21 protein-coding genes, 1 tRNA gene and 1 pseudogene are annotated in these 26,161 nt (G+C 38.2%); 13 read left to right on the top strand and 10 right to left on the bottom strand.

Features of this window, described 5'->3' with window-relative positions:
* Window positions 1-19: 19 nt before the first annotated feature.
* From IX38_RS07125 to IX38_RS07105, 5 genes are all read left to right on the top strand, one after another.
* On the top strand, window positions 20-3,214 hold the full coding sequence (locus tag IX38_RS07125) for an efflux RND transporter permease subunit (RefSeq protein ID WP_034703333.1): 3,195 nt from the start codon (window positions 20-22) through the stop codon (window positions 3,212-3,214).
* Window positions 3,201-4,643 (top strand): TolC family protein, encoded by a 1,443-nt coding sequence (locus tag IX38_RS07120; RefSeq protein ID WP_034703331.1) that lies wholly within the window; start codon window positions 3,201-3,203, stop codon window positions 4,641-4,643. The genes IX38_RS07125 and IX38_RS07120 overlap by 14 nt, the downstream gene beginning before the upstream one ends.
* Before the next feature lie 148 nt (window positions 4,644-4,791).
* Window positions 4,792-5,361 (top strand): hypothetical protein, encoded by a 570-nt coding sequence (locus tag IX38_RS07115; RefSeq protein WP_034703329.1) that lies wholly within the window; start codon window positions 4,792-4,794, stop codon window positions 5,359-5,361.
* 116 nt (window positions 5,362-5,477) lie between these two features.
* Window positions 5,478-7,010: a M20/M25/M40 family metallo-hydrolase gene (locus IX38_RS07110; RefSeq protein WP_034703328.1), complete on the top strand. Its 1,533-nt coding sequence runs from the start codon at window positions 5,478-5,480 to the stop codon at window positions 7,008-7,010.
* A gap of 205 nt (window positions 7,011-7,215) precedes the next feature.
* Window positions 7,216-7,917, top strand: a complete 702-nt coding sequence (locus IX38_RS07105) for a hypothetical protein (RefSeq protein ID WP_034703326.1) — start codon at window positions 7,216-7,218, stop codon at window positions 7,915-7,917.
* A gap of 181 nt (window positions 7,918-8,098) precedes the next feature.
* Here the strand turns inward: IX38_RS07105 and IX38_RS07100 are convergent.
* Together IX38_RS07100 and IX38_RS07095 are read right to left on the bottom strand one after the other, a co-directional pair.
* Window positions 8,099-8,185: transfer RNA gene (locus IX38_RS07100), tRNA-Ser, on the bottom strand.
* 55 nt (window positions 8,186-8,240) lie between these two features.
* Window positions 8,241-9,204, bottom strand: a pseudogene (locus tag IX38_RS07095) (asparaginase).
* A gap of 81 nt (window positions 9,205-9,285) precedes the next feature.
* Between IX38_RS07095 and IX38_RS07090 the strand changes: the two are divergent.
* On the top strand, window positions 9,286-9,957 hold the full coding sequence (locus IX38_RS07090; protein WP_034703324.1) for a TrmH family RNA methyltransferase: 672 nt from the start codon (window positions 9,286-9,288) through the stop codon (window positions 9,955-9,957).
* Window positions 9,958-10,031: 74 nt separating this feature from the next.
* Here IX38_RS07090 and IX38_RS07085 read toward each other — a convergent pair whose 3' ends face one another.
* From IX38_RS07085 to tsaD, 3 genes are read right to left on the bottom strand one after another with little or no spacing between them, the layout of a single operon-like run.
* Window positions 10,032-10,733, bottom strand: coding sequence for an RsmE family RNA methyltransferase (locus IX38_RS07085; RefSeq protein WP_034703322.1), 702 nt, complete (start codon window positions 10,731-10,733; stop codon window positions 10,032-10,034).
* 44 nt (window positions 10,734-10,777) lie between these two features.
* Entirely contained in the window at window positions 10,778-11,188 is a 411-nt protein-coding gene (locus tag IX38_RS07080; RefSeq protein WP_034703320.1) for a hypothetical protein, read from the bottom strand.
* The gene (gene tsaD, locus IX38_RS07075; protein ID WP_034703318.1) at window positions 11,185-12,201 is read right to left on the bottom strand and encodes a tRNA (adenosine(37)-N6)-threonylcarbamoyltransferase complex transferase subunit TsaD; all 1,017 of its coding nucleotides are present in this window, start codon (window positions 12,199-12,201) and stop codon (window positions 11,185-11,187) included. The genes IX38_RS07080 and tsaD overlap by 4 nt, the downstream gene beginning before the upstream one ends.
* A 4-nt stretch (window positions 12,202-12,205) precedes the next feature.
* Between tsaD and IX38_RS07070 the strand changes: the two genes are divergently transcribed.
* The 3 genes from IX38_RS07070 to IX38_RS07060 all read left to right on the top strand — a co-directional run bounded on the left by IX38_RS07070 (window position 12,206) and on the right by IX38_RS07060 (window position 18,049).
* Window positions 12,206-16,996, top strand: coding sequence for a translocation/assembly module TamB domain-containing protein (locus IX38_RS07070; protein ID WP_034703316.1), 4,791 nt, complete (start codon window positions 12,206-12,208; stop codon window positions 16,994-16,996).
* 134 nt (window positions 16,997-17,130) lie between these two features.
* Window positions 17,131-17,601, top strand: coding sequence for an Lrp/AsnC family transcriptional regulator (locus IX38_RS07065; protein ID WP_034703315.1), 471 nt, complete (start codon window positions 17,131-17,133; stop codon window positions 17,599-17,601).
* A 70-nt stretch (window positions 17,602-17,671) separates the two neighbouring features.
* A complete protein-coding gene (locus IX38_RS07060; protein ID WP_034703314.1) occupies window positions 17,672-18,049 on the top strand; it encodes a hypothetical protein in 378 nt (125 codons plus the stop codon).
* Between the two features lie 115 nt (window positions 18,050-18,164).
* Here the strand turns inward: IX38_RS07060 and IX38_RS07055 are convergent, their stop codons facing one another.
* The 5 genes from IX38_RS07055 to IX38_RS07030 all read right to left on the bottom strand — a co-directional run bounded on the left by IX38_RS07055 (window position 18,165) and on the right by IX38_RS07030 (window position 22,413).
* Window positions 18,165-19,049, bottom strand: a complete 885-nt coding sequence (locus IX38_RS07055; protein ID WP_034703313.1) for a hypothetical protein — start codon at window positions 19,047-19,049, stop codon at window positions 18,165-18,167.
* Window positions 19,050-19,113: 64 nt separating this feature from the next.
* Window positions 19,114-20,133 carry a grasp-with-spasm system SPASM domain peptide maturase gene (gwsS, locus tag IX38_RS07050; RefSeq protein WP_051884546.1) on the bottom strand — a complete coding sequence of 340 codons (1,020 nt, stop codon included), beginning with the start codon at window positions 20,131-20,133 and terminating at the stop codon, window positions 19,114-19,116.
* A gap of 175 nt (window positions 20,134-20,308) precedes the next feature.
* Window positions 20,309-21,211, bottom strand: coding sequence for a grasp-with-spasm system ATP-grasp peptide maturase (gene gwsG, locus IX38_RS07040; protein ID WP_034703308.1), 903 nt, complete (start codon window positions 21,209-21,211; stop codon window positions 20,309-20,311).
* The gene (locus IX38_RS07035; protein WP_034703306.1) at window positions 21,208-22,101 is read right to left on the bottom strand and encodes a hypothetical protein; all 894 of its coding nucleotides are present in this window, start codon (window positions 22,099-22,101) and stop codon (window positions 21,208-21,210) included. Before IX38_RS07035 ends, gwsG begins: the two co-directional genes overlap by 4 nt.
* 108 nt (window positions 22,102-22,209) lie before the next feature.
* Window positions 22,210-22,413: a TIGR04139 family peptide modification target gene (locus IX38_RS07030; protein ID WP_034703304.1), complete on the bottom strand. Its 204-nt coding sequence runs from the start codon at window positions 22,411-22,413 to the stop codon at window positions 22,210-22,212.
* Between the two features lie 448 nt (window positions 22,414-22,861).
* On the opposite strand from IX38_RS07030, the gene IX38_RS07025 reads away from it, so the two are divergent.
* From IX38_RS07025 to IX38_RS07010, 4 genes are all read left to right on the top strand, one after another.
* A complete protein-coding gene (locus tag IX38_RS07025; protein WP_034703303.1) occupies window positions 22,862-23,416 on the top strand; it encodes a hypothetical protein in 555 nt (184 codons plus the stop codon).
* A 34-nt stretch (window positions 23,417-23,450) separates the two neighbouring features.
* Window positions 23,451-23,915, top strand: a complete 465-nt coding sequence (locus IX38_RS07020; RefSeq protein ID WP_051884543.1) for a hypothetical protein — start codon at window positions 23,451-23,453, stop codon at window positions 23,913-23,915.
* Window positions 23,912-24,424 (top strand): hypothetical protein, encoded by a 513-nt coding sequence (locus tag IX38_RS07015; RefSeq protein WP_228377920.1) that lies wholly within the window; start codon window positions 23,912-23,914, stop codon window positions 24,422-24,424. The genes IX38_RS07020 and IX38_RS07015 overlap by 4 nt, the downstream gene beginning before the upstream one ends.
* 434 nt (window positions 24,425-24,858) lie before the next feature.
* A complete protein-coding gene (locus IX38_RS07010; protein ID WP_034703301.1) occupies window positions 24,859-26,154 on the top strand; it encodes a phage integrase SAM-like domain-containing protein in 1,296 nt (431 codons plus the stop codon).
* Window positions 26,155-26,161 lie beyond the last annotated feature (7 nt).

The following is a 26,161-nucleotide window of genomic DNA, read 5'->3' as shown; positions in this document are numbered from 1 at the left end:
ACTCGTAAAACGAAGCAGTATGTTTAAGAAATTCATCCGCAGACCTGTTCTGTCTATCGTGATCTCACTGATCATTGTATTTATGGGGGTTCTGTCGCTGGTAAAACTTCCAGTGACCCAGTTTCCCTCCATTTCACCACCTAAAGTAAATATCACCGCAGAATATCCGGGAGCCAACAACGAACTGTTGATAAAATCAGTGGTTATTCCCCTCGAAAGAGGACTGAATGGAGTTCCGGGTATGAAATATATGACCTCCGATGCAGGTAACGACGGCGAGGCATCCATTCAGATCGTATTTGATCTTGGAACAGATCCCAATGTTGCTGCAGTAAACGTTCAGAACCGTGTATCTTCCGTTGTGAACAAGCTACCGCCTCTGGTAGTACGTGAAGGGGTAAAAATTACCCGTGAAGAACCCAATATGTTGATGTACATTAACCTGTACAGCGACGATCCCAAAGCTGACCAGAAATTCCTTTTCAACTATGCCGATATCAACGTGATGTCTGAGCTGAGAAGGGTAAGCGGAGTAGGCTTTGCAGACATCCTGGGAACCCGTGAATATGCCATGCGTATCTGGCTTAAACCGGACAGGCTTACCGCTTACAATATTTCTGCAGACGAAGTGATGGAATCCCTGAACCAGCAGAGTTTAGAGGCTTCTCCAGGGAAAACAGGAGAAAGTTCAGGAAAACGGTCCCAGTCATTCGAGTATATTCTGAAATATTCCGGGCGTTTCAACACTGAAAAAGATTACGGAAATATTATCTTAAAAGCTAAGCCGGGCGGAGAATTTGTAAGATTAAAAGACGTTGCAGATATAGAATTCGGTTCCTCAATGTATGACATCTATTCTACACTGAACGGGAAACCTTCTGCGGCCATTACCGTAAAACAATCCTACGGTTCCAACGCAAGTGACGTTATCAAAAATGTTAAAACTTTGATGAAAGATCTTGAGAAAAACAATTTCCCGAAAGGAATGCATTATGACATCAGTTATGACGTTTCCAGATTCCTGGATGCATCCATGGAAAAAGTAATTCATACCTTATTTGAAGCTTTTATCTTGGTGGCAATTGTGGTATTCCTGTTCCTTGGAGACTGGCGTTCAACCTTAATTCCTGCTTTGGCGGTTCCCGTTTCACTTGTCGGTACATTTGCGGTCATGTCCGTATTTGGAATTACCTTAAACATGATCTCGCTATTTGCATTGGTAATGGCCATCGGGGTCGTCGTCGATGATGCGATTGTGGTGATTGAAGCCGTCCATGCCAAGATGGAAGAAAAAGGACTTTCTCCACTAAAAGCTACGGAAGAAGCCATGCATGAGATCAGTGGTGCAATTATCGCGATTACATTGGTTATGGCATCCGTATTTATCCCGATTGCATTTATGTCCGGTCCGGTTGGAGTATTTTACCGTCAGTTTTCCATTACGATGGCTTCAGCGATCATCCTTTCAGGGATTGTTGCACTGACACTGACTCCGGCTTTATGTGCCCTGATCCTGAGAAACAATCACGGAAAAGTCAAAAAGAAAACACCAATTACCATTTTCCTGGATAAATTCAACAATTTATTCACGAAAGGAGCCGGGAAGTATGAGAAGATGCTGAATAAAACAGTTACAAAAAAAACCATCACACTTCCTTTGTTAGTGGCATTTTGTGCCTGTACATTCTTCCTGAGCAACTCACTTCCTTCAGGATTTATTCCGGCGGAAGACCAGGGAATGATCTATGCCATTATTCAGACCCCTCCGGGATCTACTTTGGAAAGAACCAACCAGATCGCTAAGGAGCTTTTAAGAGAATCTGAAGGTATAGACGGAGTACAGTCTGTTTCTTCACTGGCAGGTTATGAAATCCTGACAGAAGGTACGGGATCTAACTCAGGAACCTGTCTGATCAACCTTAAAAGCTGGGAAGACCGTAAAGAATCTGCAGCAGAGATCATTGAAAAACTCGAGGAAAAAGCCAAGAATATTCCCGGGGCCAATATAGAATTCTTCCAGCCGCCTTCCATCCCGGGTTATGGGGCCGCAGGAGGTTTTGAACTCCGTCTGCTGGATAAGGCAGGAAGCGGGGATTACCATAAAATGGAGCAGGTAAGTAATGATTTTGTAAAAGAACTGAAAAAACGGCCTGAGCTTGGATCCGCATTCACATTCTATTCTGCAAGTTTCCCTCAATATATGCTGAAGGTAGATAATGATCTTGCTGAGCAGAAAGGGGTGACCATAGAAAATGCGATGGATAACCTGTCTACCCTGATCGGCTCCAACTATGAGACCAGTTTCATCCGTTTCGACAGACCTTATAAAGTGATCGTGCAGGCAGGTCCTCAATACCGTGCGCTGCCCACAGATCTGCTGAAGCTGTATGTGAAAAATGATAAAGACCAGATGGTTCCGTATTCAGATTTTATGAGGATGGAAAAAGTATATGGATTGTCGGAGATCACAAGACATAATATGTATAACTCTTCAGAGGTAAGCGGAACTCCGGCACCGGGATACAGCAGCGGACAGGCTATTAAAGCGATTCAGGAGGTTGCGGATAAAACACTTCCGAGAGGTTTCGGTATAGACTGGGCCGGTATTTCCAAGGACGAGGTAAGCAGAGGAAATGAAGCTGTATTTATCTTCCTGGTCTGTCTTGGATTTGTATACCTGATCCTTGCAGCACAGTATGAAAGCTTTATCCTGCCGTTACCGGTGATTTTATCTCTTCCTACAGGTATTTTCGGAGCATTTTTATGTTTGAAATTATTAGGGCTGGAAAATAACATCTATGCTCAGGTGGCTATGGTCATGCTGATAGGTCTTTTGGGTAAAAATGCAGTATTGATTGTAGAATTTGCCGTTCAGAAGAAAGCAGAAGAAGGAATTCCTGTTGCCAGAGCAGCAATAGAAGGAGCGGCCATCCGTTTCCGTCCGATTTTGATGACTTCATTTGCATTTATCGCCGGACTTATCCCGTTGGTGATAGCCACCGGGCCGGGAGCTGTAGGAAACAGGACAATCGGTACGGCAGCAGCAGGTGGAATGCTGATAGGAACTGTTTTCGGGCTGATGATCATTCCGGGACTGTACTACATTTTCGGAACCATCGCAGAGAAATCAAGACTGGCAAGATATGAAGAGGAGAATCCTTTAACAGAACAAACAGAACCTTACCAACACGATAACAAACATGAAGATTTATAATAAATATATAGGAGCCATTGCTTTATCGCTTGTACTCACAGGCTGTAGAGCTCCCATGGCCACTGTTATAAAAGATGAAGTAAAAGAGAACCTGCCCCAGAATTTCAATCAGGAAGAGCAGCAGGATGCCAATGCAAACAGCGGGACCACCCCGTGGAGACAGTTTTTTACAGATCCTAATCTGGTAAGTTTAATTGAAACTGCCTTAAAGAACAATCAGGAATTACTGATCACGCTTCAGGAAATTGAAATTGCGAAAAGCGGTGTTTTAGCTAAAAAAGGAAGACTTACACCTACTGTTTCTGCTGGAATAGGAGCCGGAGTAAAAAAGGCAGGCCGCTATACAAGCGAAGGGGCAGGTGATGCCACTACAGAAATAGAGCCCGGAAGAGAAATGCCGGATCCGTTGGGTAATTTTGAAGGTGGCCTGATGGCCAACTGGGAGATTGATATCTGGAAAAAACTCAGAACTGAAAAAGAAGCTGCAGTGGCCCATTACCTTTCTACAGTAGAAGGAAAAAACTTCGTATTATCCAATCTTATTGAAGAGGTGGCCGATAATTATTACGAGCTGCTGGCACTGGACAATCAGTTAGACATTATTCAGCAGTACATCAAACTGCAGGAAAGAGCGCTGGAGATTTCCAAAATTCAGAAAGAAGCTGCCGCCGCTACAGAATTGGCCGTGAAGAAATTTGAAGCTGAACTGGCTAAGTCAAAAGCCTCGGAATATACAATCCGCCAGGATATCACCGAAAAAGAAAACGAGATCAATGCTCTTCTGGGAAGATATCCTCAGCCTATTGTGAGAACGAAGGAAAGCTTTATGTCTACGATGCCGCCAACTGTTTATACAGGAATCCCATCTCAGTTGCTGGCCAACCGTCCGGATATCAAACAGGCGGAACTGGAATTGAAGGCGTCAAAACTGGATGTGGAAGCTGCAAGAAAGGAATTTTATCCGTCACTGGAAATTTCTGCAACGTTGGGATTAGAAGCTTTTAAACCTTCTTATCTGGTTAAGTTGCCGGAATCCATTGCTTCAGGTCTGGCAGGTGAGCTGGCAGGTCCGCTGATCAATAAAAGTGCAATAAAAGCGAACTTCCAGACTGCTGATGCCAAACAGATACAGTCACTGTATGAATATGATAAAACAATTCTGCGTGCTTATCTGGATGTTGCCAATTTAATGTCAAAGGTGAAGAATATAGATCAGTACTATCAGATGAAGTCACAGGAAACCAAGGCGCTGGATCAGTCAATTGATATCGCCAATCAGCTCTTCCGGAATTCAAGAGCAGATTATCTTGAAGTTCTTCTGAACCAGAGAGATGCTCTGGACGCTAAAATGGAACTGATTGAAGCTAAACAGAAACAGCTGAGTACCGTTGTAGACATCTACAAAAGTTTAGGCGGTGGCTGGAAATAAGAAATCATAATTCTATCATATAAAACAGTTAATGTTTTGGGCTGACCTCTTCGGGGGTTGGCTCTTTTTAGTTTTACCATTATATTTACAGTCACAAATAACATGTAATAGAAATAAGAAAAACTAAATTTACAGTAAAGCAATGCCTATGAAAAAGCCAATATTCTTCACTTTTGCAGCCGTTTTCCTTTTAATCACAGCTTCATGTACCGGCTATATAAAAACGATCCATACAGAATCAGTGCCTTCTGAAAACATAACCAGAAAATTATTCCTTCAGGATGAAACTCTTAATGTCAGCTTTTATGGAGATTATATTTTTGATGAAGTAGACAGGAATTTTATATTTTTCACCAATAAGGATGTCAGTGGGATTCTGAGTAATCTCAACATGAAACCTTCTTCGCAGGTTCTTTTTACGTACACCAAATCCAGTATTTACAATAATATGCTGGGATTTTACTACGCCGGGAAAACTTTGGAAGAGATAAAAAATAACTTCTCCATAAAAACTCCCGAAAAAGAAATGCAGAACGGGCTTTTGTATGCCTACGATTACAAAGGTTATTATATTATGGAATTTTACAGGCAGGAAGAAAAAGGCGTGGTACGTTTTATTTCGGTAAACAATTCAGCAAAGCAGTCTATTGAAAAATTCAGGCTGGAAAACAATAATGTATTTTTTGATATCAATTCAGGACTGTGGAACCAGCAGTAAATATTTTCGCTTTTATTTATATCTAAAACAAGGGATATATTTAATTTTCAATGCGGTTAAAGAATTTTTCTTTGGTATATTTGTTCATCAATCAACACCACACAAATCTTATTGCCATGAAAAAGTTCCTTTTAGCCCTTCTCGGAATCCTTGTTATTTTGGTTGCTGTATTGCTGGTCAAAATGTATACCTATCCTTTTAAAAAAGCTGTAGCAGGAACTTCAGAAGGGTGGAAACCCGTAAAGAATGATTCAGCTGTCATGCATTTGTCAGGCGGGCTCAAAATCCCTACGGTTTCTACAGGAAGTATGGGCGAATTCAATTATGCTCCCTTCGATCAGTTCAAAGAATATCTGAAAACATCTTACCCGCTGGTTTATCAACATACCGAAAACAATGAGGTCAATACCCATGCTTTGGTTTTCCGGTTTAAAGGAAGTGATCCTTCACTGGAGCCTATTCTTTTCCTTTCCCACATAGACGTGGTGCCGCCGGGAGATGCCGATGTGAAAAATAAAGAGCAGAATATTTTCAGACCCGATGACAAAGCTCTACCTCCCGTTTCAAAAATAGCTGAAGACTGGGATTTTGAACCCTTTTCAGGGACCGTGGCCAACGGCAGGATTTACGGAAGAGGAGCCATTGATATGAAAGGAATGCTTTTTTCCCTGATGGAATCAATGGACATGCTGATTAAAAGTAAAAAAGTCCCAAAACGTGATATTTATCTGGCTTTCGGTTTCGATGAAGAGGTTGGCGGACAAAAAGGAGCTGTGCAGATTGCGGATTACTTTAAGAAAAAAGGGCTTAAGTTCGATGCGGTCTATGATGAGGGCGGTTTGATCATGCGGAAGGGTAATATAGCAGGAATAGATTCCGATGTAGCTGTTGTCGGCTGTTCGGAAAAAGGTTTTTTCTCTGCGAAGATAAAAGTCAAGGGACTTGGAGGACATTCCTCAATGCCTCCTATGGAAAGTGCAATAGGAAAAGCTGCCATTATTATGCAGCGTCTTGAAGACGATCAGATGAAGCCTGCCATAACTCCACTCATCAAAGAATTCTTTGATAATATCGGGGGAAGCATGCCTTTTACCACCCGGCTGGCCCTTTCAAACCAATGGCTGCTAAAGCCTCTTCTGCTGTCCCGGCTTACCAAAAATAATACCACCAATGCCCTGGTGCGTACAACAACTGCTTTGACGATGATGAAGGGAAGCGACGGAACCAACGTACTTTCTCCCGAAGTGGAATTTGTGGTCAATTTCAGGCTCCTCCCAGGAAATACCGTGAAAGATGTCCGTGAACATATTACAAAAGCGACAGAAGGTTTCGATGTGGAGATAGAAGATATCGACAACACCCGGGAAGCTTCCGCTGTTTCCCCTTCCGATACAAAAGCATTTAAATTAATAGAAGCCGGAGTCAGGGAGATTTATCCGGATGCCATTGTGACCCCGTATCTTACGATGGCTGGTACCGACGCTTATAAATACCAGATCGTAAGCAAGAATATCTACAGGTTCATGCCTATCAGGATCAACAGCTCGGAGCAGCAGAGCATCCACAGTACCAATGAGTACATCAGTATTGAGAACTACCTGAAAATGATCCATTATTTTGAGTATATGATGACAAATTATGATAAATAGTGTTTGCTAGCCGGAATTTATTTAAATATTAATTCTAAAAATTTACCATTCACATGCGAAGCAAAATTAACCATTGACAAGCTCATTGTCTGAAATCTTATCCTGTCTCATTAATACATTTTACATTTTTACATTTAAAAAAAAATAACACGTCAAGTTTTGTCGCATTACAGCAATAGCTTTGTCCTATCAAAATTACAGAGCTATGGAATTGCCGTTTTACTTAACATTTAAAGAATTTGAAAGCCATTATTACGACACCCTTGAAAAATGGTTTGAAGAATATCATAATGCCAGCGAGATCGATTATTTAAAGGCCCTGGCAGATCTTTACAGTCCTTATTTATACTACAGTTTTGCGGATGACAGACTTCTGGCAGATGCTTCTATGGAAATTAAAGACTGCTTTTTCCCTTACCATGAAAAGATCGGGATCTCTTTCTGCACAAACTGCGACAATGAAAAATACCCTAAAGCAGCCAAAGGAATGAACCATATATTTGAGTGGAAAACCATTACCATGATGGAATACGCACAGCATATTCTGGATAAAATCAACAGGCACCTGTTAAAAAATGGAAGTTCTGCGGAAGGAAATAAAACAGTTTTGGATTATATCAATGACTGTGAGGTTGTGACCTCAAGAGAAGGAGCGGGATACTGTGTAAATTATAACAGGCATCAGGCCGCAGTTCCTTTTTTGAAAGCCTATCTTCCTTATTACGGACAGACCGTGAATATTGCAGTGTACAGGGATTTTATTTTTTCTGTTGCACAGATCGCAGAGTATATCGACCGGAAACTGAAATCGGTACAGGCTTTTGAATACACTGTTTATGCTAAATTAAAATCAGAAGCCAAATTCAAAGTACAGATAAGCCACCAGTTTCTGACCATTTGTAATTAAATTTTTACACCAAACATTCATATCTAATTATATTGATGGAAGACTTTTAAGAGTTTTCCAGACAAATCCTGGCAAAAATGCCGGGATTTTGTCTTATTTGAGATATTACTCATTATTTAATGATATTGAGTAAAAAATAAAAAAGCCTTAAACAATTAATTTTAAGACCTTTATCTTCTTGCAGAGAGGAAGGGATTCGAACCCTCGATACAGTTACCCGTATACTACCTTTCCAGGGTAGCTCCTTCAACCACTCGGACACCTCTCTAATTGAGATTGCAAAAATAGAGTAATTTCTGGAATCTGCAAATTATTATTTAAAATTACTCACTAATTTCTCCGCAAAGGCTTTTGGTGAAGTTGTCTGCAAAGGTTCCGGAGTAATTCGGATTGTCTATCAGGTGCATTGCTTTACTGATGGCACTCTCCGCTGTCATATCCTTTCCGCTGATCGCTCCGATCCTTGAAAAAATATTACTGTTTTCATATTTACCGAACGAAATACCTCCTGAAATACACTGACTTACCACCACAATCTCGGTTCCGTTGTTTCTGATTTCCTGAAGCGTTTCCCGTGTCTTTTCACTGCTGAAAATAGTTCCCGAGCCGAAGACCTGAAGGATCAGAACTTTCATTTTGGGGATTTCTTTAAAGTGGCTCAGATGCATTCCCGGAAAAATTCTCCAGAAAAGAATATCTTCAGAAATATGCTCATCCACATGAAATTCTACATCCGGGTCACAGCGGTAAAGATTATCCTTGATAATATTCAAGTGTACTCCCGACTGCCCCAGTATAGGGTAATTAGGGCTTGCATAGGCATCAAAATATTCCGCAGAATATTTAAGTGTTCTGTTTCCTCTTAATAATTTATATTCAAAATACACCGCAACCTCCTGGATAACCGCTTCGTCATTTTCATACAGACTGGCGTAATAAAGGCTGGTGAGAAGATTTTCCTTGGCATCGGTTCTCAAATCTCCGATTGGCAGCTGCGAACCCGTCATGATCACAGGTTTTCTCAGTCCTTTTAACATAAAACTTAAAGCAGAAGCCGTGTAAGACATTGTATCCGTTCCGTGAAGGACCAGGAAACCGTCATACTGTTCATAATTTTTTTTTTGGTTTTGCGAAAGGATGTACAAATACTTCGCATTCCATTAATTTCATTTCGGGCATTTTTTCGAAAATATTTCCAAAATCAAATGCGCGGAGACTTCCGGTTTCATAATCTTTTTCCATACCGATGGTTCCTCCGGTATAGATGAGCAGGACTTTTCGTTTCATGAATTACTTTTTAGTAAGAAATAGAGCCTCGTTCAGGTTCATAGCCCAAAATTACGTTAATTTGCAAAGATTTGAAAATGAATGGAAGATTTAGCGCAAACTTTTGAATATTTAAAACAGTTTTTATCAGAGGAAAGACTCTCAAAAATAGAACATTTTTCCAGAGAAAGTTCTGATTTTGTGCTTCCCGTGATGGACGATGTTTACCAGTTCAGAAATGCGGCGGCTATTATAAGATCGGTGGAGGCCTGTGCCTTTCATAAGGTCGTGGCCATGGAGGAGGAGAATGTTTTCGATCCTAACCTTACCGTAACAAAAGGTGCCGAAACCTGGGTGGAAGTGGAAAAAATGCCTAAAAATATAGCATCGTTGCAGAACATCAAAGACAGAGGATATAAAATACTGGCGGTATCGCTGGAAAAAAATGCGGTGATGCTTCCTGATTATCAGATGACAGAACCTATCGCCCTCGTATTTGGAACCGAGAAAGAAGGAGTGTCAGAAGAAGTCTTAGACTTTGCAGATGAAACGCTGGCTATCCCCATGTACGGCTTGACGAGAAGCTACAATGTTTCCGTAGCAGCAGGAATATGTATGTATGAACTGAAACAGAAACTGATAAAATCAGGCATTGATTATAAACTCAATGAAGAAAAACTGATGAAAATGAAGATTCGTTGGGCCGTGAATTCAATGCGAAGCGGAAAACAGATCTTTGAAAAATATTTGAGAGATCATAATCTGGAATTCTAATGGGTTTCGGGTTTCGAGTTCACGTTTCGCAGTATGAATCACGAAACCTGCACCCCGTAACTCGTACCGTAATCTTACCCTCTCATCATATTAAAATAATTCCACGCCGCCACAAATACCCCCGCCGTTTCCGTTCTCAGCCTTTGGTTTCCAAGAGAAACTGCCTTGATGTTGTGGTCAGATAGAAACTGGATTTCCTTTTCAGAGAAATCACCTTCAGGACCAATTAAAAAAGTGATCTGTTCAAGGGAGGGAATATTTTGAAGTTCAATCCTTTCCAGGTTTTCATGGCAGTGTGCCACGAAAGTATGTTCCGGATCAATATTTTTTAAGAAATCAGGAAGTTTCATGGTGTCATTAATGACGGGAAAATGAAATCTAAGACTTTGTTTAGAGGCGGCAACAGCCTGTTTTCTGATCTTATCAATATTGATATTTTTACGTTCGGTTTTTTCAGTCTGTAAAATAGTGATCTCAGAAATACCCATTTCCACGGCTTTTTCCACAAAAAACTCAATTCGGTCAATATTTTTCGTCGGAGCAATAGCAATGTGAAGCCTGGGGTTGAAATCCGTAGTGTTTGTTTTGATTTCAGAAACTTCCAGACCGGCTTTCTTTCCTTCAATAATTAATTTTCCCGAAGCTATATTTCCTTTTCCGTCTGTTACGTGAATTTCTTCACCATCTTTCATACGAAGAACTTTCACAATGTGCTGCTGTTCTTCGTCATTAATTATTGCTTTTCCGTTATTGATTTCGCCAAAAAAAAGTTTCATATACTGATATTAGAATGCGCCTGAATTTTATTTATAAGTGATTATTAAAAGGTAATTTCATTATCGCTTAAAAATGCTACACCGGTTTTTATCGTAGTATAAATATCACCTTCACAATCTCTATATGAACATGCGTAAATTTCTTCAATCCACTTATTATTCATAAAAATTAAATTCAAATATTCGTTTTTTCTTAAATTATTTTTGATGGATAAATAATCTCCTTCTTTGGGTTCGTAAGTAAAACTGAATACATTTTCTGAATTGATTTTCTCTACAATCTCTTCCTTTATATTTTGAACATATCCAATCTCTGAACTTATCATTAAATAATCTTCGTCTTCAGATTTTTCTGTTACTTCATTTTTTCCTATTATGGTTTCTAAAACCCAGTAATATTTCGAGTTCTTTTTAGAATGCGTTCCAAGTATTTTTTCTTCTAATAATATTTTCATAAATCGTATTTTGCGGTTGCGGAAGTTCTCAGATCCGTAAATTCCCCTCTTTCAAACTTCAGTTGAGCAACCATGGCGATCATCGCAGCGTTATCAGTTGTATATTCAAATTTTGGAATGTAAATATTCCAGCCTAATTTTTCATGATTGTCCTCCATTACTTTTCTCAAAGCAGAGTTCGCAGAAACTCCACCGGCAATGGCAACTTCTTTTATATTCAATTCTTTGGCTGCTTTTTCAAGTTTAGCCATTAAAATTTCAATGATTGTTCTTTGTACGGAGGCACAAAGATCATTCAGATTTTCTTTAATGAAATCCGGATTTTTTCTCACCTCTTTCTGTATAAAATAAAGAACAGAAGTTTTGATCCCGCTGAAAGAATAATCATAATTCTCCATTCTCGGCTTATTGAATGTAAAAGCATCGGGGTTCCCTTCCTTAGCCAGCCTGTCTATAATAGGTCCGGCAGGGTAGTCGAGGTCAAAGATCTTTCCGATCTTGTCAAAAGCTTCTCCGGCCGCGTCATCAATGGTTTTCCCGATAATTTCCATATCGAAATAATCCTTCACCAGTACGATCATCGTATGCCCGCCGCTTACCGTAAGACACAGGAAAGGAAATTGAGGCGGCATAGGATTTGCATCGTCAATGAAATGGGCTAAAATGTGGGCCTGGAGGTGGTTAACTTCAATTAAAGGGACATTCAAACTCATTGCCAAAGACTTAGCAAATGATGTTCCTACCAGAAGTGATCCTAAAAGTCCGGGACCGCGCGTAAATCCTATAGCTGAAATAGCATTTTGTTGTATATTTGCTTTAGTAATAGATTTTTCAACAACGGGAATTATATTTTGCTGATGAGCTCGCGATGCCAGTTCCGGGACCACACCTCCATATTCTTTATGGATGGCCTGATTCGCAGCAATGTTGGACAGAATACAGTTTCCCTTGATGATAGCTGCTGAGGTGTCGTCGCAGGACGATTCAATACCTAAAATTATAGAGTCGCTCATAATAATGGCAAAGTTAGAGAATAATAACGAGAATGAGAATAAAAAATCAGTAGGTGAAAACCTAAGTGATCAGGTACAGAAGACTGTAGAAAATGTAGAAGGAGCTGTAAAGGAAACGGTTAAGGAAGCATCTGAACTGGCATCAGATGCCATTCATCATCCCGTAGAAACAGCTGAGGAATTTGGGAAGCAGGCTGTAAAAGATGTAACCAGTTATTCCTGGTGGGGGAGGCTTCTGCTTATCCTTTTCTGGCTGGGCGTTATTCTTATCGGAGGCGTGCTTACAGTCATTAACCTTCCGGTAACCAAGCAGTGGGCGGCGGATCAGGCGCTTCAGATCGTCAATAAAGATTTTAAAGCAGCAATGTCTACCGAAAGTGTGGAAGTTGACTATTTCGGAGATGTAACCATAAAAGGATTAAAAATCAAGGATTACAAAGGCCTTGAATTCATCAAAGCAAGAGAATTCCGTGCAAATTCAGACTGGATGTCTCTGGCTTACAATGCCATTTCGGGGAACAGCAATTCATTAAGCTTTAATTCCCTTACTCTTGTGAATGCAGATGTAAAGGTGATTACCTACAAAGGGGACAGTATTTCCAATTTTATACGATTTACGCAGCTCTTCGACAGCGGTAAAAAAAGAGACCCGAAAAAACCTCCTTTCCAGCTGGATTCCCGTGTGCAGATCATTGATTCAAAGGTTTCCATTGTCAGTCAGAATTCTCCTGGAGAACCGGGAAAATGGCTTACTGCCACAAAATTTAATTTAAAAGCACCTAATGTAAAGGTCAACGGAGCCAATATTTCGGCACTGATCAATAATATGTCCTTCGTCACTACAAGATGGGGGAAATCTCATTTTGTAGACACCTTTTCTACAGAACTTTCTTTAACGCATGAATTTCTGTCACTAAAAGACCTTACCCTGAATACAGACCATTCGCTGCTTCAGGGAAATATCAAATTTAATCTTCATGACGGCTCGTGGTCCGATTTTGCAAACCGGGTGCGTTGGGATATGGAAATCCAGCAGGGAAGCCAGCTGAGTGGATATGATATCAGCTACTTTGTAACGAACTGGGATAATTTTAAACCGTTCAACCTTGCCGGAAAAATGACTGGTCCTCTGAATAAATTTTATTTGGAAAACTTCCTCATCAGAAATCCGGATGTTAATATTGCAACCAGAACCATGAAGGTCGACAGGCTGCTGAAAGGAAATTTCTCTATCGAAACCAATGATCTTTCAACAGATTTTACCTATAAGGATCTTAAAGCGATGCTGCCTTCTTTTATTTCCAAAAAGATGAAGAATTTTGCGGACGACTTTGGAAAACTGAAATATAACGGAGCTGCAAAAGTAAATCCCGAGCAGATCTATATTCCTGCAGGAAATCTGATGACAGGAATAGGACAGGCTAAAATCTCCAAGCTATATCTTACAGGCTACAGCACTGCAATGCCTAAATACTCAGGATATTTGGAAGTAAAAGACCTGAACACTTCCGTGATTACCAAAAACAAAACAGTCGGCCTGATCTCCGGTAAATTTGATATTAACGGGCAGAGTTTTGATGTCAATACCATGCGCCTTACAACCAAATCCCAGATCACCAGCATTGAAATTATGGATAAGCAGATCAGTAATCTGTATCTGGACGGCTTATTGGACCATAAAAAATATAACGGCCTCATCACAGTCAATGATGAACAGGCCAAAGCTACCATTAAAGGACTTATTGACTTCAGTACCTCAAGGGTTGCTATGAATGTGAATGCTGATGTTACTTCTCTTAATCTGAATTATTTTACCAACAAACCGGGAAGCCAGATCGTGAGCGGGCAGGTAGAAGGGAAAATGTCCATGTCCAATATTAACGATCTTACACTGGATGTGGATGCCAGTGATCTTCACTTTGCTACGGCTACACAAAAATATATTATTCCGAAAGCGAAGCTGAAAACCTTTTTGGAAGCAGGCGGGCGTGTAATAGATGTGGATGCGCCGGGTGCTGCAAGCGGTAAAATATCAGGAAGATATAACCTAGCCGACCTTGCAGGTATGGTGGAAAACGGAATCGGAAGAATACTGGTGGGACCTCCACCGAGAAAATTATACCGGGGCCAGAACTTTAAGATGAATTTTGATGTTCAGCAGGGGGTTGTGAATTATTTCCTTCCTGATCTCAAGCTTCCGCAGGGTGCTGTGGTAGAAGGAGAGTACAACGGGGATTCCAATGATCTTATCCTGAACCTGGATGCTGCTTCCCTGAAGTATATGATGACCAAAAAAGAAGAGATCACGGATGCAGACAAAGCGTTGGCCGCTGCCAATCCCGAATATAAGATCAATGACAGGAATAATATTTCCAGGGACAGTGCCATGATCGACAGCGTTATGGTAAGGATCAATACGGCCAACCTTAACGAACAGCTGTATGCAAAAATCAGCAAGCTGGAATACAATAAAAACATCATCAAAGATTTTGAACTTAAAGGAAAAAACGAAAACAATACAGCTCTTCACCTCGCCACTACATTCAAGCATGGAAGTCCGGAGGATGAGTTGAATGATAACCTTAAAGCCTATGCCATTAATGTAGATCAGTCCACCAATGCTGCCGGAGATTACGTTTTCAGGTTTGAACCTACAGAAGTTAAGTTCAATGAGGTGACCTGGGCAATAGATACAAGTCCCGAGCTTGATCATTCCATTACCTACAGGAAAAAGGCAGGAGATTTCGATATCAGGAATCTTCGGATATATTCGGATAAAAGTGCCCTTTTTATTAAAGAGGCCCAGTTCAAATCTGCCAAAGATTTTTATGTAGATGCAGATGTTGAAGAGTTTGCTATTGAAAAGCTTCTTGAAATGCAGTCCGGCGGAAATCCTATGGGCATAAAAGGTCTTGCGAACGGAAGTGTAAAGATCAAGATGGATAAAAGCACTCTGCAGCCGCTCGTAGATCTTACCGTAGACAATATTGTGATGAACGGGAATGAAATGGGTGATCTTACAATTTCTGCGACCAACGGCTTCTCTCTGAATGTTTATGACGTAGATGTAAAAGTGACTTCGGCAGGCGTTCTTGGTAATAACAACCTGCATCTGACAGGTACTGTAAATAATAATACTGCTTCTCCTACAATTGATCTGACCGCGGAAATGCGTGATTTTGACCTTGCTTTTACCCAGCAGTTTGTTCAGACTGTTTTTGGAAATATCAGAGGAAAAGCAACGGGCGATCTGAAGATCAACGGAAAATTAAACAATCTTGATTACAGCGGTGACATTGCTTTGAAAGGTTTTGGACTGAAGCTTCTGTTTACCGGAGTGGATTATTCATTTGATGATACTGTAATTCCACTTTCAAAGGGACTTGCTATTCTTAACAATATCCAGGTTCATGACGGAAGGTCAAATTCTAAAGGAACAGTTTCCGGGGCCATCCAGTTTGAAACCATTTCATCAATGGGGGTCAACCTTGTAATGAGGGCCGACAATCTTCTTATGCTGAATACCACGCAGAAAGATTATGATCTTTTCTGGGGAAGGGTTTACGGACAGGGGGATCTGTATGTAGACGGACCTGTTTCCGGATTGAGTATTTCAACTCCCAATATGAAGGCACTGAACGGAAGTAACTTTACCTTTAATTCCAGCTCAACATCCAATGTGGAAGAATTTAAAATGTTGAGATTCCTGAAAGAAGGAAAAGACGGGCTTATCACATTGGAAGAAAAGAAAAAAACGGGGGCTAATATGCGTATCGACTTCAGTCTTGATGTGGATAAAGGAACTACGGTGAATGTTCTTGTAGGTGATGATGTGGGAAATATTACGGTAAAAGGAACAGCGGATAAGCTGAGGTTCCAGATGGGAAGACAGGGAGGTATTGCGATGAACGGGACTTATAAAGTAGATAACGGAACATTTGTTTCTAAAGCGATTCTTAATAAAACTTTCCAGATAGAAAAGAACAGCAGCATCAGGTGGGACGGTGATGCGATGAAGCCGGCACTGGATATTACAGCCAATTATGTAAGAATGGTTTCCAATGCGGGAGAATATCTGAGCATGGGGAAACTGCAGCCGATCAGTGTGCTTCTTCAGGCTAATATTACCCAGTCCCTGATTAACCCGAAAATTGACCTGAATGTGACTGCTCTTGATGTTTCCAGCCAGGTAAAGGAAACATTGGCCGCCAAGATGAGCCAGGAAGGTGAAAAAGTGCTTCAGTTCGGTTCTGTACTGCTGTTGAGCACCTTTAATGTTTCCAACAGCGGAGGGGTGGATTTTGATGTGGCAGGCGTTGCGGAATCTTCCGGATATAATATGCTTCTTAAGCAGCTTGGATCTGTCCTTAATACAATGAGTAACGAATTTCAGATTGACCTGAATTATGTGAAAGGTGACCAAAACTCCAATACGGGAGACAGGGCCAATGCAGGAGTGAGTGTGGCGGTTTCACCGAGGATCAATATAAAGACAGGATTGGGTATTCCTTTGAACAAAACGGAGGGTGCACAGGCTAATTATCTCTCTGGTGAAGGATCTATTGAGTATGATATTTCTAAAAAGAATGACGGAAGTTTGGTTTTAAGAGGCTATTCCAAACCTACCAATATTGGTATGGTGAGCACGAACGGTTCTGCAAATCAGGCCTATGGTGGAGGGGTAGTGTGGAGTAAAAGCTTTAATTCTCTGTTTAAAAAGAGGAAAAAAGATAAAAAACAGCCAAAAGTTGAAACGGAAATAAAAACAGATTCTACAAAATCAGGGAGTAAATAATCGTGATATTTTAATGATTTTTATCATCCGTGTTAATTATTGTTAATATTTGATATAATTTTTTTAGTTAAATTATTTTTTATAAATTTGCAATAAATACATAGATTTTTTAAGAAAATTGTAATTTAACTAATATGAACTATCAACTGGACGAAATAGACAAGAAAATTCTTGATTTCTTAGTCGAAAACACAAGAATGCCTTTTACAGAAATTGCAAAGCAGATGGATGTTTCTGCTGGAACAATTCACGTAAGAGTGAAAAAAATGGAGGATGCAGGTATTATTTTGGGATCATCTCTTAATATCGATTATGGTAAGCTGGATTATCACTTTACAGCTTTCATTGGGATCCTTTTGACAAAATCAAACCGCACTCAAGAGGTATTGAAAGAGTTATCAGTACTTCCGAACGTAATCGAAGCAAGCGTTATTTCAGGGAAATATAATATTTTCTGTAAAGTAAGAGCTAAGAATACGGAAGATGCGAAGAGAATTATCTATCAGATAGACGACATTCAGGATGTAATGAGAACCGAAAGTATGATCTCTATGGAAGAGTACTTGAGCGACAAAAACAGACTGATCAACGCTATTTCTATATAATTCAAATTTTAAACGAATAATATACCGGAGAACTTATGAATGTATTCATAAGTTCTTTATTTTTGCATCTATGGAAGAATACAGTTACTTTGACGAGGATCCGAAGAAAGGATGGGGCTTTATTTTAGCATTTGCAGCACTAATGCTGTTCACCATTATGGGGCTGGGAATAGATGTGGATGAATATCTTCAGCATGAATATCTCCGGATCCCGGGATGGTACTTTTTCGTTATCTTTTCCATTGATGTACTGATGATAGCCGGGCTTGTCCTGATGTTCTTCTACAGAAAAATCGGGATCTTTATGTTTCCAGCGCTTTTGGTGCTGCATTTCTTTATGCACAATTATTATCTGTCTACGTTTTTGTATACGGATGTTACCAATCTTTTCCTTTTTACAGGTTTTGGAATGCTTGCTATTATTCCGAAATGGAAATTCTTTAGGTAGAAGATTCGGCTGGGCTGTTCAGATGTTTAATCTAAGCTCGGTTAATTACTTCTGTGGTTGTAATTTCATTATTTTTAGAGATAATAAGGAGTATAATAAACAACTAATTGACTATTCATTTTCTTTGGAAGTCTCTTGTAATCTTTGAAGACTGTTTGAGCGTAGGAAACCCTACCGCTTTCCGGTTCCGGTCTATTCTTGCAGAGTCTGAAGCATTAAAATCCGGAAAATTATAATGAATGAATATACCGTACACAGGTTCCAGATAATGAATATACTGGTATTTATCTATCATCTCAATATAGTCTCTGGGTGTACATTCACCGGATTTTACATATTCCAGCAGTTTAGTCCTGAAGTACTCATAATATTCGGATCCTGCCATATGATTGAGTATAATGCCCATATATATTGGGACATCATTATTTCCGTAAAGTCCTATTTTTTGTTTTGATGGGAAACTATAATTCTTCAATGTCCAGATCAGAAGTTCCGCATTCTTTTTGTCATCTATTACTACAGTAGGGCCTACACGATCATTATACCGATCCCTTGTTGCTGCTATACTGAAAGAATCTATCAGTATTTTATTTAAGCCTTTTTTCCACTGCAAAACTTTTCGTTCAACACCAATGCTGTCAATTCCGTACTTTTTATAGAGTTTAAAAAAATCCTGATCTTCTCTTTTGTATTTCCAGTTAGGTGCAGACTGCGCTATAAGCCTGTCCAAACTTTTTATACCACCAAATTTTTTATTGAATTTGTCTGCATACTTTATGTAGGCTTCATACTCTTCGATCCTTTCATTTTGAGCGGGAGGATATTTTCTGAATAATTTTTTATACTGCCTGATTGTTGCCAAAGTATCTTTACCCGCTCTATGGGCGCTGTCAATAGCATATACTTTATGATAATATTCAATATAATTCAGTTTTTTGCTTTTGCAGGAAAGGATGAGGAAAATAATAAGTAATATAAAAGTGTTTTTTCTATATTTCATGCCCTGAGTTTATGTATATGCTTTTATAAAAACGTACAGCCTTTTGTTTTAAAGGGTTTTTGCTCTATGTTTCCCATTTCCCTGTGTAAGGATCATAACCGCATTTCAGGGGTCTGGAGGTGTCCAGTCCTTCGCTGTTGATATGGCTGCGTTCGGTATAAGCTCTGCAATCTGTACAGATATACCTGAATTCACAGTCTTTACATATTTCTATATTATCTTTGGTTACATTCCAGTACTTCCTGAATCTAGGGTCTGTCAAAGCATTTTCAAGACTTGTATTATTGATGTTCCCAAAATCGTCAGCCATTAAAGGACAATTCTTGATGTTGCCGTTTATATCGATTCCTATTTTTTTGTGGAGACAGGAATTATAATTTATAGCCTCTGATACTTTTGAGATATTGGTATTGAAATATTTCAGATCTACTTTTCCGCAAGAGGAGATTTTCATTTCTTCTTCAATAAAATGTAAGTTGAATCTGAATTCATCCTTTACTTTGAAAGGCTTTTTCCCGCAACTGTAAAAAACGAGATTGTATATTCTTTCCGTATTCTGATGAAGCTTATTTATAAAAGGCTTATCTATATCCTTATGGAATAAAGAAAAAATTTCTATACCGGATAAAACGGACGTGGTGAATATTTGATCGATCTGTATGAGATCCTCTGCGGTAAAAGTTTTTTCGCTGTAAAGAACCAAATGTTTTATTCTGAGATTTTCTATTGACTCCTTTATTTTTTTCAATACAGAAATTTCTGATAATTCTATAAAAATCTCTGTTATCATGCTGGGTTCATCATATTCATAGCTAAGAGGCGGAAAATTTTTATCCCAATTGTTTTCTGTAATAAATCCGTATTCTTTTTCTACTAAAATATTGATGTATTCCTTGACTATATCTGCAGATTCTTCGTCATAATATTCTATGATATTCTCTACAGAATACTCTTTTAATTTTTCTATGATATCATATAATTCTAAAGGATAGAGTTCAGAGATATTCCTTTGAAGATCGGATATCAAAATTCTGCTTACTCCTTTTGTAACCAATATATTTGAAAACAAATTGAAATATCTCATAACAACCGGAACAGTGATTTTACAGGTTTTTCTCTTACATAAAAGTCACTTTGGTATTTTTCACTTTTTAATACACATATTGTGTTGCTGTCTATTTTGTTAGAGTTTTTATGTTTAAAATATTCCATTTGTTTAAATGATAAGGGGAGTTTATATTTTTCTCCAAAATTTTTTTTCATAAATAATCTGCAATTTTTTTAAATAAGGGATAATTACAATGATAGGCTACATTAGCAAACTGTCCTACAGGATTAACCTCTAAGAAGTAGTACACATCTCCACTCTTGATAAAATCTAAAGAACCACAATTAAGATCCAGTATTTCCATCAGCTTTTGAATCTTAAATTCTATCTCTTTCGGAAGATTGTACCTGATATTTCTATTGGGTTTTTCATCATTGTATTTTCTGAAATCTGTTTTGGTCTGATCATCATTTTGTGAAAAAATAGCCATGGAGAAACATTCACCATTCAAATAAAAAGTTCTGATCTCAAAATCCTTTTCTATTTTTTCCTGAAAAAAAGAGATAAAGAACTCCTCTTTTTCCTTTTCTTCCACAATGGTTGTATACATAATTCCATCCATGTTTTCAGATATCCGGTCTATTATCACGTTTCCTGTGATTGACTTTGTGATGGTCCTATCCAAAATAATTTCATCTGTATTTTCGGCCAGAAAATATTCAGGGACGTGGAATCCTGTTTTTTTCGCATATTCTAATACCAAAAGCTTATTGACAATGCTGTTGCTTTGTTTGTTGACGTGCCTTTTGGATTCTAAAGTCCGCAGTATATAATCTTCCAGCCAATGCTGGGCTTCATTCATATAAATATTAATAGACTCATGGCTGTACCGGAAACGTTTAAACTGCATACCTCCTCTTCTGTACCATACGCTTTTTATCTCATCAAGAAAGAAACGGTTCTTTTGGCTTTGAAGAAGGATGCGTTTTTTATCAACTTTAATTTCAAAAAATTCATCATCATTCACAAGAATAAAGTTTTTGTTGAGAGCTGCCAGCCACCGTATAACTTCTATCGTTGTTCTGTCGTTATTGTTGGAAAGTATCAGTATCATTTGTTTCTTAGGCTGTCTGCCTGATCTTTTGCTAATTTGTTTCGATATTTTAAGCTTGGAAGACCAATACTTTTCCTGTTCCGGTTTACCTGTGCTGAATCTTTTATATTTTGATATCCCTGATAAACACCGTAGGGATAAGGAGTTTTATGATGCAGATTATTCCTGTCCATCATAGCAGCATAATCTCGTGGAGAGCACTCACCGGACTTTATATATTCCAGTATTTTAGTTTTGAAATAAGGGTGATATTCATCATAATCTGCCATATGTAGTAATAATACACTCATTGGCATAAAAGCATCCTTATAGTAGAGACCTATTTTCTGCATGGAAGGAAAGCCGTGATTCTCAAAAGTCCATTTCAATAGTTCAGCATTTTTCAGATCATTTTCAACACGATCAGAATTATTAAGGCGATCTCCATATTGGTCACGTTCAAATGCTATCACAAAAGAGTCTATCAGTTTTTTGTTTAGGCTTTTATCCCATTGGGCAACTTTCTGTTCCATGCTCAGGCTGTCTATTCCGTATTTTTTATAAAGTTTAATGAATTTAGGATCTTCTTTTTTATACCTCCAGTAGGGAGCAATCAGGGGAATCAGACGGTAAAGACTTTTCTTTCCTCCGAAATTTTTATGGTATCTGTCGGAAATCCTGATATAGGTCTCATACTCTTCAATCCGTTCCTGGTTGAGTGGACGGTATTTTCTGAATAGCTTATGATACAGATCTGCTGCTTTTTCAGGCTGCTTTGCCATCCTGTAGATGCTGTCGATTTCGTTCACCTTATTATAGTATGCAATATAATCTTTGCTTTTACAGCAGTAAAAGAAAAAGCATATAATTAAAGAGCTCACTATATATTTGATGTTTTGATTTTGTTTCATATTTGTGAAGAAGGTATATTTGAAAGCTATAGATTGTAGGATATGCTTTTTTCCGTTTTAAAGTAATAGAACAGGGCTGTTTTAGCAACTGCCCTGTTCATTTTAAATTTAAGCTGGATTAGGACCGTCAATATATAATGTCATAGTCTTTGCGCCATCTTTATAATATTCCGTATCAGAACAGTTGGGGCCACATAGTGTCTGATTTGAAGTTCGTGAGGTACCACTTCCTCCGGTAATTGTTCCCAGATTGTTCATCTTTTTGTTTTCTAATGAAGAAAAACCGTTCTTCATTCCTTGAAGCTTTTTCATAATTGAATAATTTTTTAATTAATATTTGTGTTGCCATACAAACCCTGACATGGGTTTTACCATTCTTCATTCCATCCCATACTGTACACTTACAGGCGAAATGTCAAATTTTCAATCAACGTTGATGTTTCAAAACTATTAATTTTTTACATCACTTAATTGGGACAAAATTGTAATCTTATTGTAGGTTTTTTTGGTTTGTACATACGGCATACAACAACATAATGAGAATTTAAACAGAAGCTAAATACTCTTTAAAAGCATAAAAGAGCACCTGATTATATAAAGTAAAATATCAATTAAGAATAAAATAAATCGTAATATTTTCTATTGTACAATAAAATATTAAGTCCAAAAATGCAAAAACTGCCTGAAATGCTGGTCAGGCTTGTATTTTTGGACTATTTTTGTGTCGATTTTTTAATCCTCTAATGAAAAAGATGATTGTATGGAAAGCCTCAAGCCCCTGAATGTTGAATTAAAAAAGTATCTTAAACAATCAAGTGTACAAATTATTGAACACCTTGCCCTGCTTCTAAAGGGTGAAAATCTGGATTATTTTGACGGGAAGAATAAGAAGGATATCAAATCTCTGTATTTTGAATATGAGTACGATTATTTGGATATCATGGTTTGGGCCGTAGATGAAAAAGGAGAAATCATTACACATACAGTAACCCTGACAAGTCAAAAGAAAGAAAAGTCTGCCGGAAACAGCAATTGGAATTCTTTTCTGCCGGAAAAAATATGGATGACAGCCTCCGGTTTTCAGTATCACCATGAGGAAGATGACGACTTTCATGACCTCTGGGACGAGTATAATGATGAAAAATATGAACTGTTTGAAAACTGGTTCTTTGACTGCTGGAAAAAAGCCTCGGCACAGACAGAAAGTCGGGCAGATGCCTATTTTTCAATTCATGACACATACTTTAGAACGGACCTGAATACTTTCAAAACCATTAGTGATGATGACATCGCAACACGTTACACATCCGGATAAAATAACTATATATTAAAATAAATCACTATTCATTATGAACATCTATCAATTTTACAAAAAAGACGGAAACCTTTTTATTTTTAAAAACCAGCCGGTATTTCTTTCCGTATTGGTTATTCTTTTATTCATTGCTGCAGGACTTGCCTATAAATATAATTTCCCTTTGTTTGCCTTATTCCTGATTGCTTTCGGAGGCCTGATCATCGCTAATTTCTTTGCAAAAAAGTTTGTGATCGATCAGCAGCAGCAGACCATTACCTGCAAACCCAGTGTTTTTGTTCCCGCAAAAACCTATGCTTTCCAGGATTTTACAAATTTTGAAGTTTTAACGACTAAATATCTTGGATTCATTACCATGAATGTATTTCTGAATATTCATTTTGAGGTCAATGGAAAAGAACATAAATTCATGATAGGACAGGCTCTTAACCATAAAGCAATACAAAAAATGGTGAACGAAACTGAAGATATCATGCGCTTAAATGAAAACCAGCGATGAATACCAAAACCCGATATCAATTTGAAGAAAATGGCAGCGAAATAAGTTTTATGCCTGATTACAGCTCCCTTCGTGGCTTAAGATGGTGGTTGGGAGCCGGCATTCTTGCCGTTCCGGTTATGTATTATTTCAGAAATATCATAGCTGAAAAAGCCTTTATCATTGCTTCCGTTATATGGGGAGTCTATATGGTTTATTTTCTGTTTGATCTGATCTTTAGGGTTCCTGTAAAATATATTTTTGACAAGAGAGAGAAATGTATTTACAGAAAACTATTTATTACCACAAAAATCATGAGCTTCGATGAAATGACCTATTTCATTAATGAAGAGAGCGGAGCATATTATTATGTGATCGGTAAAAAAAGAAATCAGTTTGTAAAGAACTACAGGATCAGCAATTATTTTTCCGGTTCCAAAGCATCCCGGATAAGAGAAGATGAATTCCTGGAAAAAATATTATACCCGGTTCTTGATGTGATGGATATTCCTATCAATAGACCACAGTAATAATATTAGCAGTAAAATGACAGAGTATTGATAAACATTACAATTGGTACTATAGCTACTCTCCGGCAAATCTTTGATTTGCCGGGGTGGTTAAAAAAGGCTCGGGCTGTTTCGAAGATACTGGTGCGCTTGAAATCAAATGAAAACCCTTGAAACGAGTTTCGTGTAATAACGGCTCTTTTCAGGGGTTTTCTGTTTTGTTACATTTCGTATTTACGTCTAAAAACTTCAATTTTTTTCATTGAATTTCTTAAATGTCGGAAAGATGTCGGAACAAATCTGACGCTGAATTTTTGAATCTGCTCGTATTATATGAAATTAATTTTATTTAACCAAATTTTAACATGTGACAATTTGTCCGATTGTGAGAATTTTCGTATCTTTGCACTCCTCAAAAAGCTTGAGGTAATACTAACATTTAATCCAAATAATTTATGTTAAAGACAAAATTTTTTGTCAGACACAAGTCTGGCGAAGTAATTACGCCTATTTATGTACGCGTAAGCAATGGTCGAGCGTTCGACCTTAAAATAGCAACTAAAGAAACATGTATTGCTTCCCATTGGGATGGTGATAATGGAATGATGAAAGAGAGATTTTTCGTTGAGCAAAAAGGTAAATTGGTTGAGAAGAGAGACGGGGCAACAAGAGCCTTGTTTGTAGAGAGTCAAGTAGTAAACGAAAGGCTTCAAGACTTGGCTAAAAAGATTGATAAAGCCTTTAAAGAAGCTGAAGAGGTAGAATTTAATACAGAATGGTTGAAAAGCGTGATTAATCCCCCTGTTGTAGTGGAAAATACTGTTCCAGATGATTTTGTGTCATTCTGTGCTGTCTTCATAGAGCAAAAGAAACACGAAATTTCAAAAAGTTATATAACAAGAATCAACTGTGTTAAAGTGATTGTTGAGAAATTTTTGAAGAATAATAAGAAGAAAGTTTTAAAATTCAGCGAAATTAATATGAAGTTTAAGGTTGACTTTGAGAAGTATTGCTATGAAGTGATGAGGTACTCAAAGAATTACACATTTGCAAATCTTAGGCTATTGAGAATTATAGCTTATCAAGCTGAGAGAAATGGTGTTAAACTACATTCTCAAATTAAGTTGGTGAAGTCAAAAGAAGAAAAGGCCATTTTTCAAATCTTAACACCTGCTGAATTAGAAGCTATTGAAAGACACAATTTTGAAGATTCCGACTTATACAATGTCCGTGATTGGTTATTAGTCTCGGTTTTCAGTGGGCAAAGAATATCGGACTTTATGAGGTTTAATGTAGAAATGCTTACTAAAGAAAAGCTTGAAAATGAGCAAGAAGGCTACTTTTTAAACTTCACCCAAGATAAAACAGATCATGTGTTACATTTGCCTGTTCACCCGAAGATTTTGGATATACTCAATAAAAGAGGTTTTCAATTTCCGCCCAAATATGACGAAGACAAGTACAACAAATTAGTGAAAACTGTTTGTAAAGATGCGGGAATTACTGAGGTTTGTTATGGAGGAGTTGAAAAAGGTAAAAGGAAAGTCTTTGCCAATTATCCAAAACATGAGCTTGTGACAAGTCACATCGGAAGAAGGAGCTTTGCAAGTAATAATTATGGTAAAATACCAACCCCTTTGTTAATGACTGCGACTGGTCACAAATCCGAGGGTATGTTTCTAAGGTACATCGGAAAAGTAGACCAACAACAATCTCATGCATTAGCCAGTTATTTTATGATTAATAATTAAATGATAA

Origin of the sequence: Chryseobacterium luteum (assembly GCF_000737785.1) — a bacterium.
Taxonomy (GTDB): domain Bacteria; phylum Bacteroidota; class Bacteroidia; order Flavobacteriales; family Weeksellaceae; genus Chryseobacterium; species Chryseobacterium luteum.
The sequence above is the reverse complement of the archived record's forward strand: the minus strand, read 5'-3'. Positions and strand labels throughout refer to the sequence as shown.

Bases quoted from the DNA above. Each gene is read 5' to 3' on its own strand.
- IX38_RS07035 (WP_034703306.1), bottom strand. From the start codon at position 22,101: ATGAAACAAAATCAAAACATCAAATATATAGTGAGCTCTTTAATTATA.
- IX38_RS07115 (WP_034703329.1), top strand. From the start codon at position 4,792: ATGAAAAAGCCAATATTCTTCACTTTTGCAGCCGTTTTCCTTTTAATC.
- IX38_RS07125 (WP_034703333.1), top strand. From the start codon at position 20: ATGTTTAAGAAATTCATCCGCAGACCTGTTCTGTCTATCGTGATCTCA.
- IX38_RS07090 (WP_034703324.1), top strand. From the start codon at position 9,286: ATGGAAGATTTAGCGCAAACTTTTGAATATTTAAAACAGTTTTTATCA.
- gwsS (WP_051884546.1), bottom strand. From the start codon at position 20,133: ATGAGATATTTCAATTTGTTTTCAAATATATTGGTTACAAAAGGAGTA.
- IX38_RS07025 (WP_034703303.1), top strand. From the start codon at position 22,862: ATGGAAAGCCTCAAGCCCCTGAATGTTGAATTAAAAAAGTATCTTAAA.
- IX38_RS07055 (WP_034703313.1), bottom strand. From the start codon at position 19,049: ATGAAATATAGAAAAAACACTTTTATATTACTTATTATTTTCCTCATC.
- IX38_RS07020 (WP_051884543.1), top strand. From the start codon at position 23,451: ATGAACATCTATCAATTTTACAAAAAAGACGGAAACCTTTTTATTTTT.
- IX38_RS07120 (WP_034703331.1), top strand. From the start codon at position 3,201: ATGAAGATTTATAATAAATATATAGGAGCCATTGCTTTATCGCTTGTA.
- tsaD (WP_034703318.1), bottom strand. From the start codon at position 12,201: ATGAGCGACTCTATAATTTTAGGTATTGAATCGTCCTGCGACGACACC.
- IX38_RS07105 (WP_034703326.1), top strand. From the start codon at position 7,216: ATGGAATTGCCGTTTTACTTAACATTTAAAGAATTTGAAAGCCATTAT.
- IX38_RS07065 (WP_034703315.1), top strand. From the start codon at position 17,131: ATGAACTATCAACTGGACGAAATAGACAAGAAAATTCTTGATTTCTTA.
- IX38_RS07070 (WP_034703316.1), top strand. From the start codon at position 12,206: ATGGCAAAGTTAGAGAATAATAACGAGAATGAGAATAAAAAATCAGTA.
- IX38_RS07080 (WP_034703320.1), bottom strand. From the start codon at position 11,188: ATGAAAATATTATTAGAAGAAAAAATACTTGGAACGCATTCTAAAAAG.
- gwsG (WP_034703308.1), bottom strand. From the start codon at position 21,211: ATGATACTGATACTTTCCAACAATAACGACAGAACAACGATAGAAGTT.
- IX38_RS07110 (WP_034703328.1), top strand. From the start codon at position 5,478: ATGAAAAAGTTCCTTTTAGCCCTTCTCGGAATCCTTGTTATTTTGGTT.
- IX38_RS07060 (WP_034703314.1), top strand. From the start codon at position 17,672: ATGGAAGAATACAGTTACTTTGACGAGGATCCGAAGAAAGGATGGGGC.
- IX38_RS07015 (WP_228377920.1), top strand. From the start codon at position 23,912: ATGAATACCAAAACCCGATATCAATTTGAAGAAAATGGCAGCGAAATA.
- IX38_RS07030 (WP_034703304.1), bottom strand. From the start codon at position 22,413: ATGAAAAAGCTTCAAGGAATGAAGAACGGTTTTTCTTCATTAGAAAAC.
- IX38_RS07010 (WP_034703301.1), top strand. From the start codon at position 24,859: ATGTTAAAGACAAAATTTTTTGTCAGACACAAGTCTGGCGAAGTAATT.
- IX38_RS07085 (WP_034703322.1), bottom strand. From the start codon at position 10,733: ATGAAACTTTTTTTTGGCGAAATCAATAACGGAAAAGCAATAATTAAT.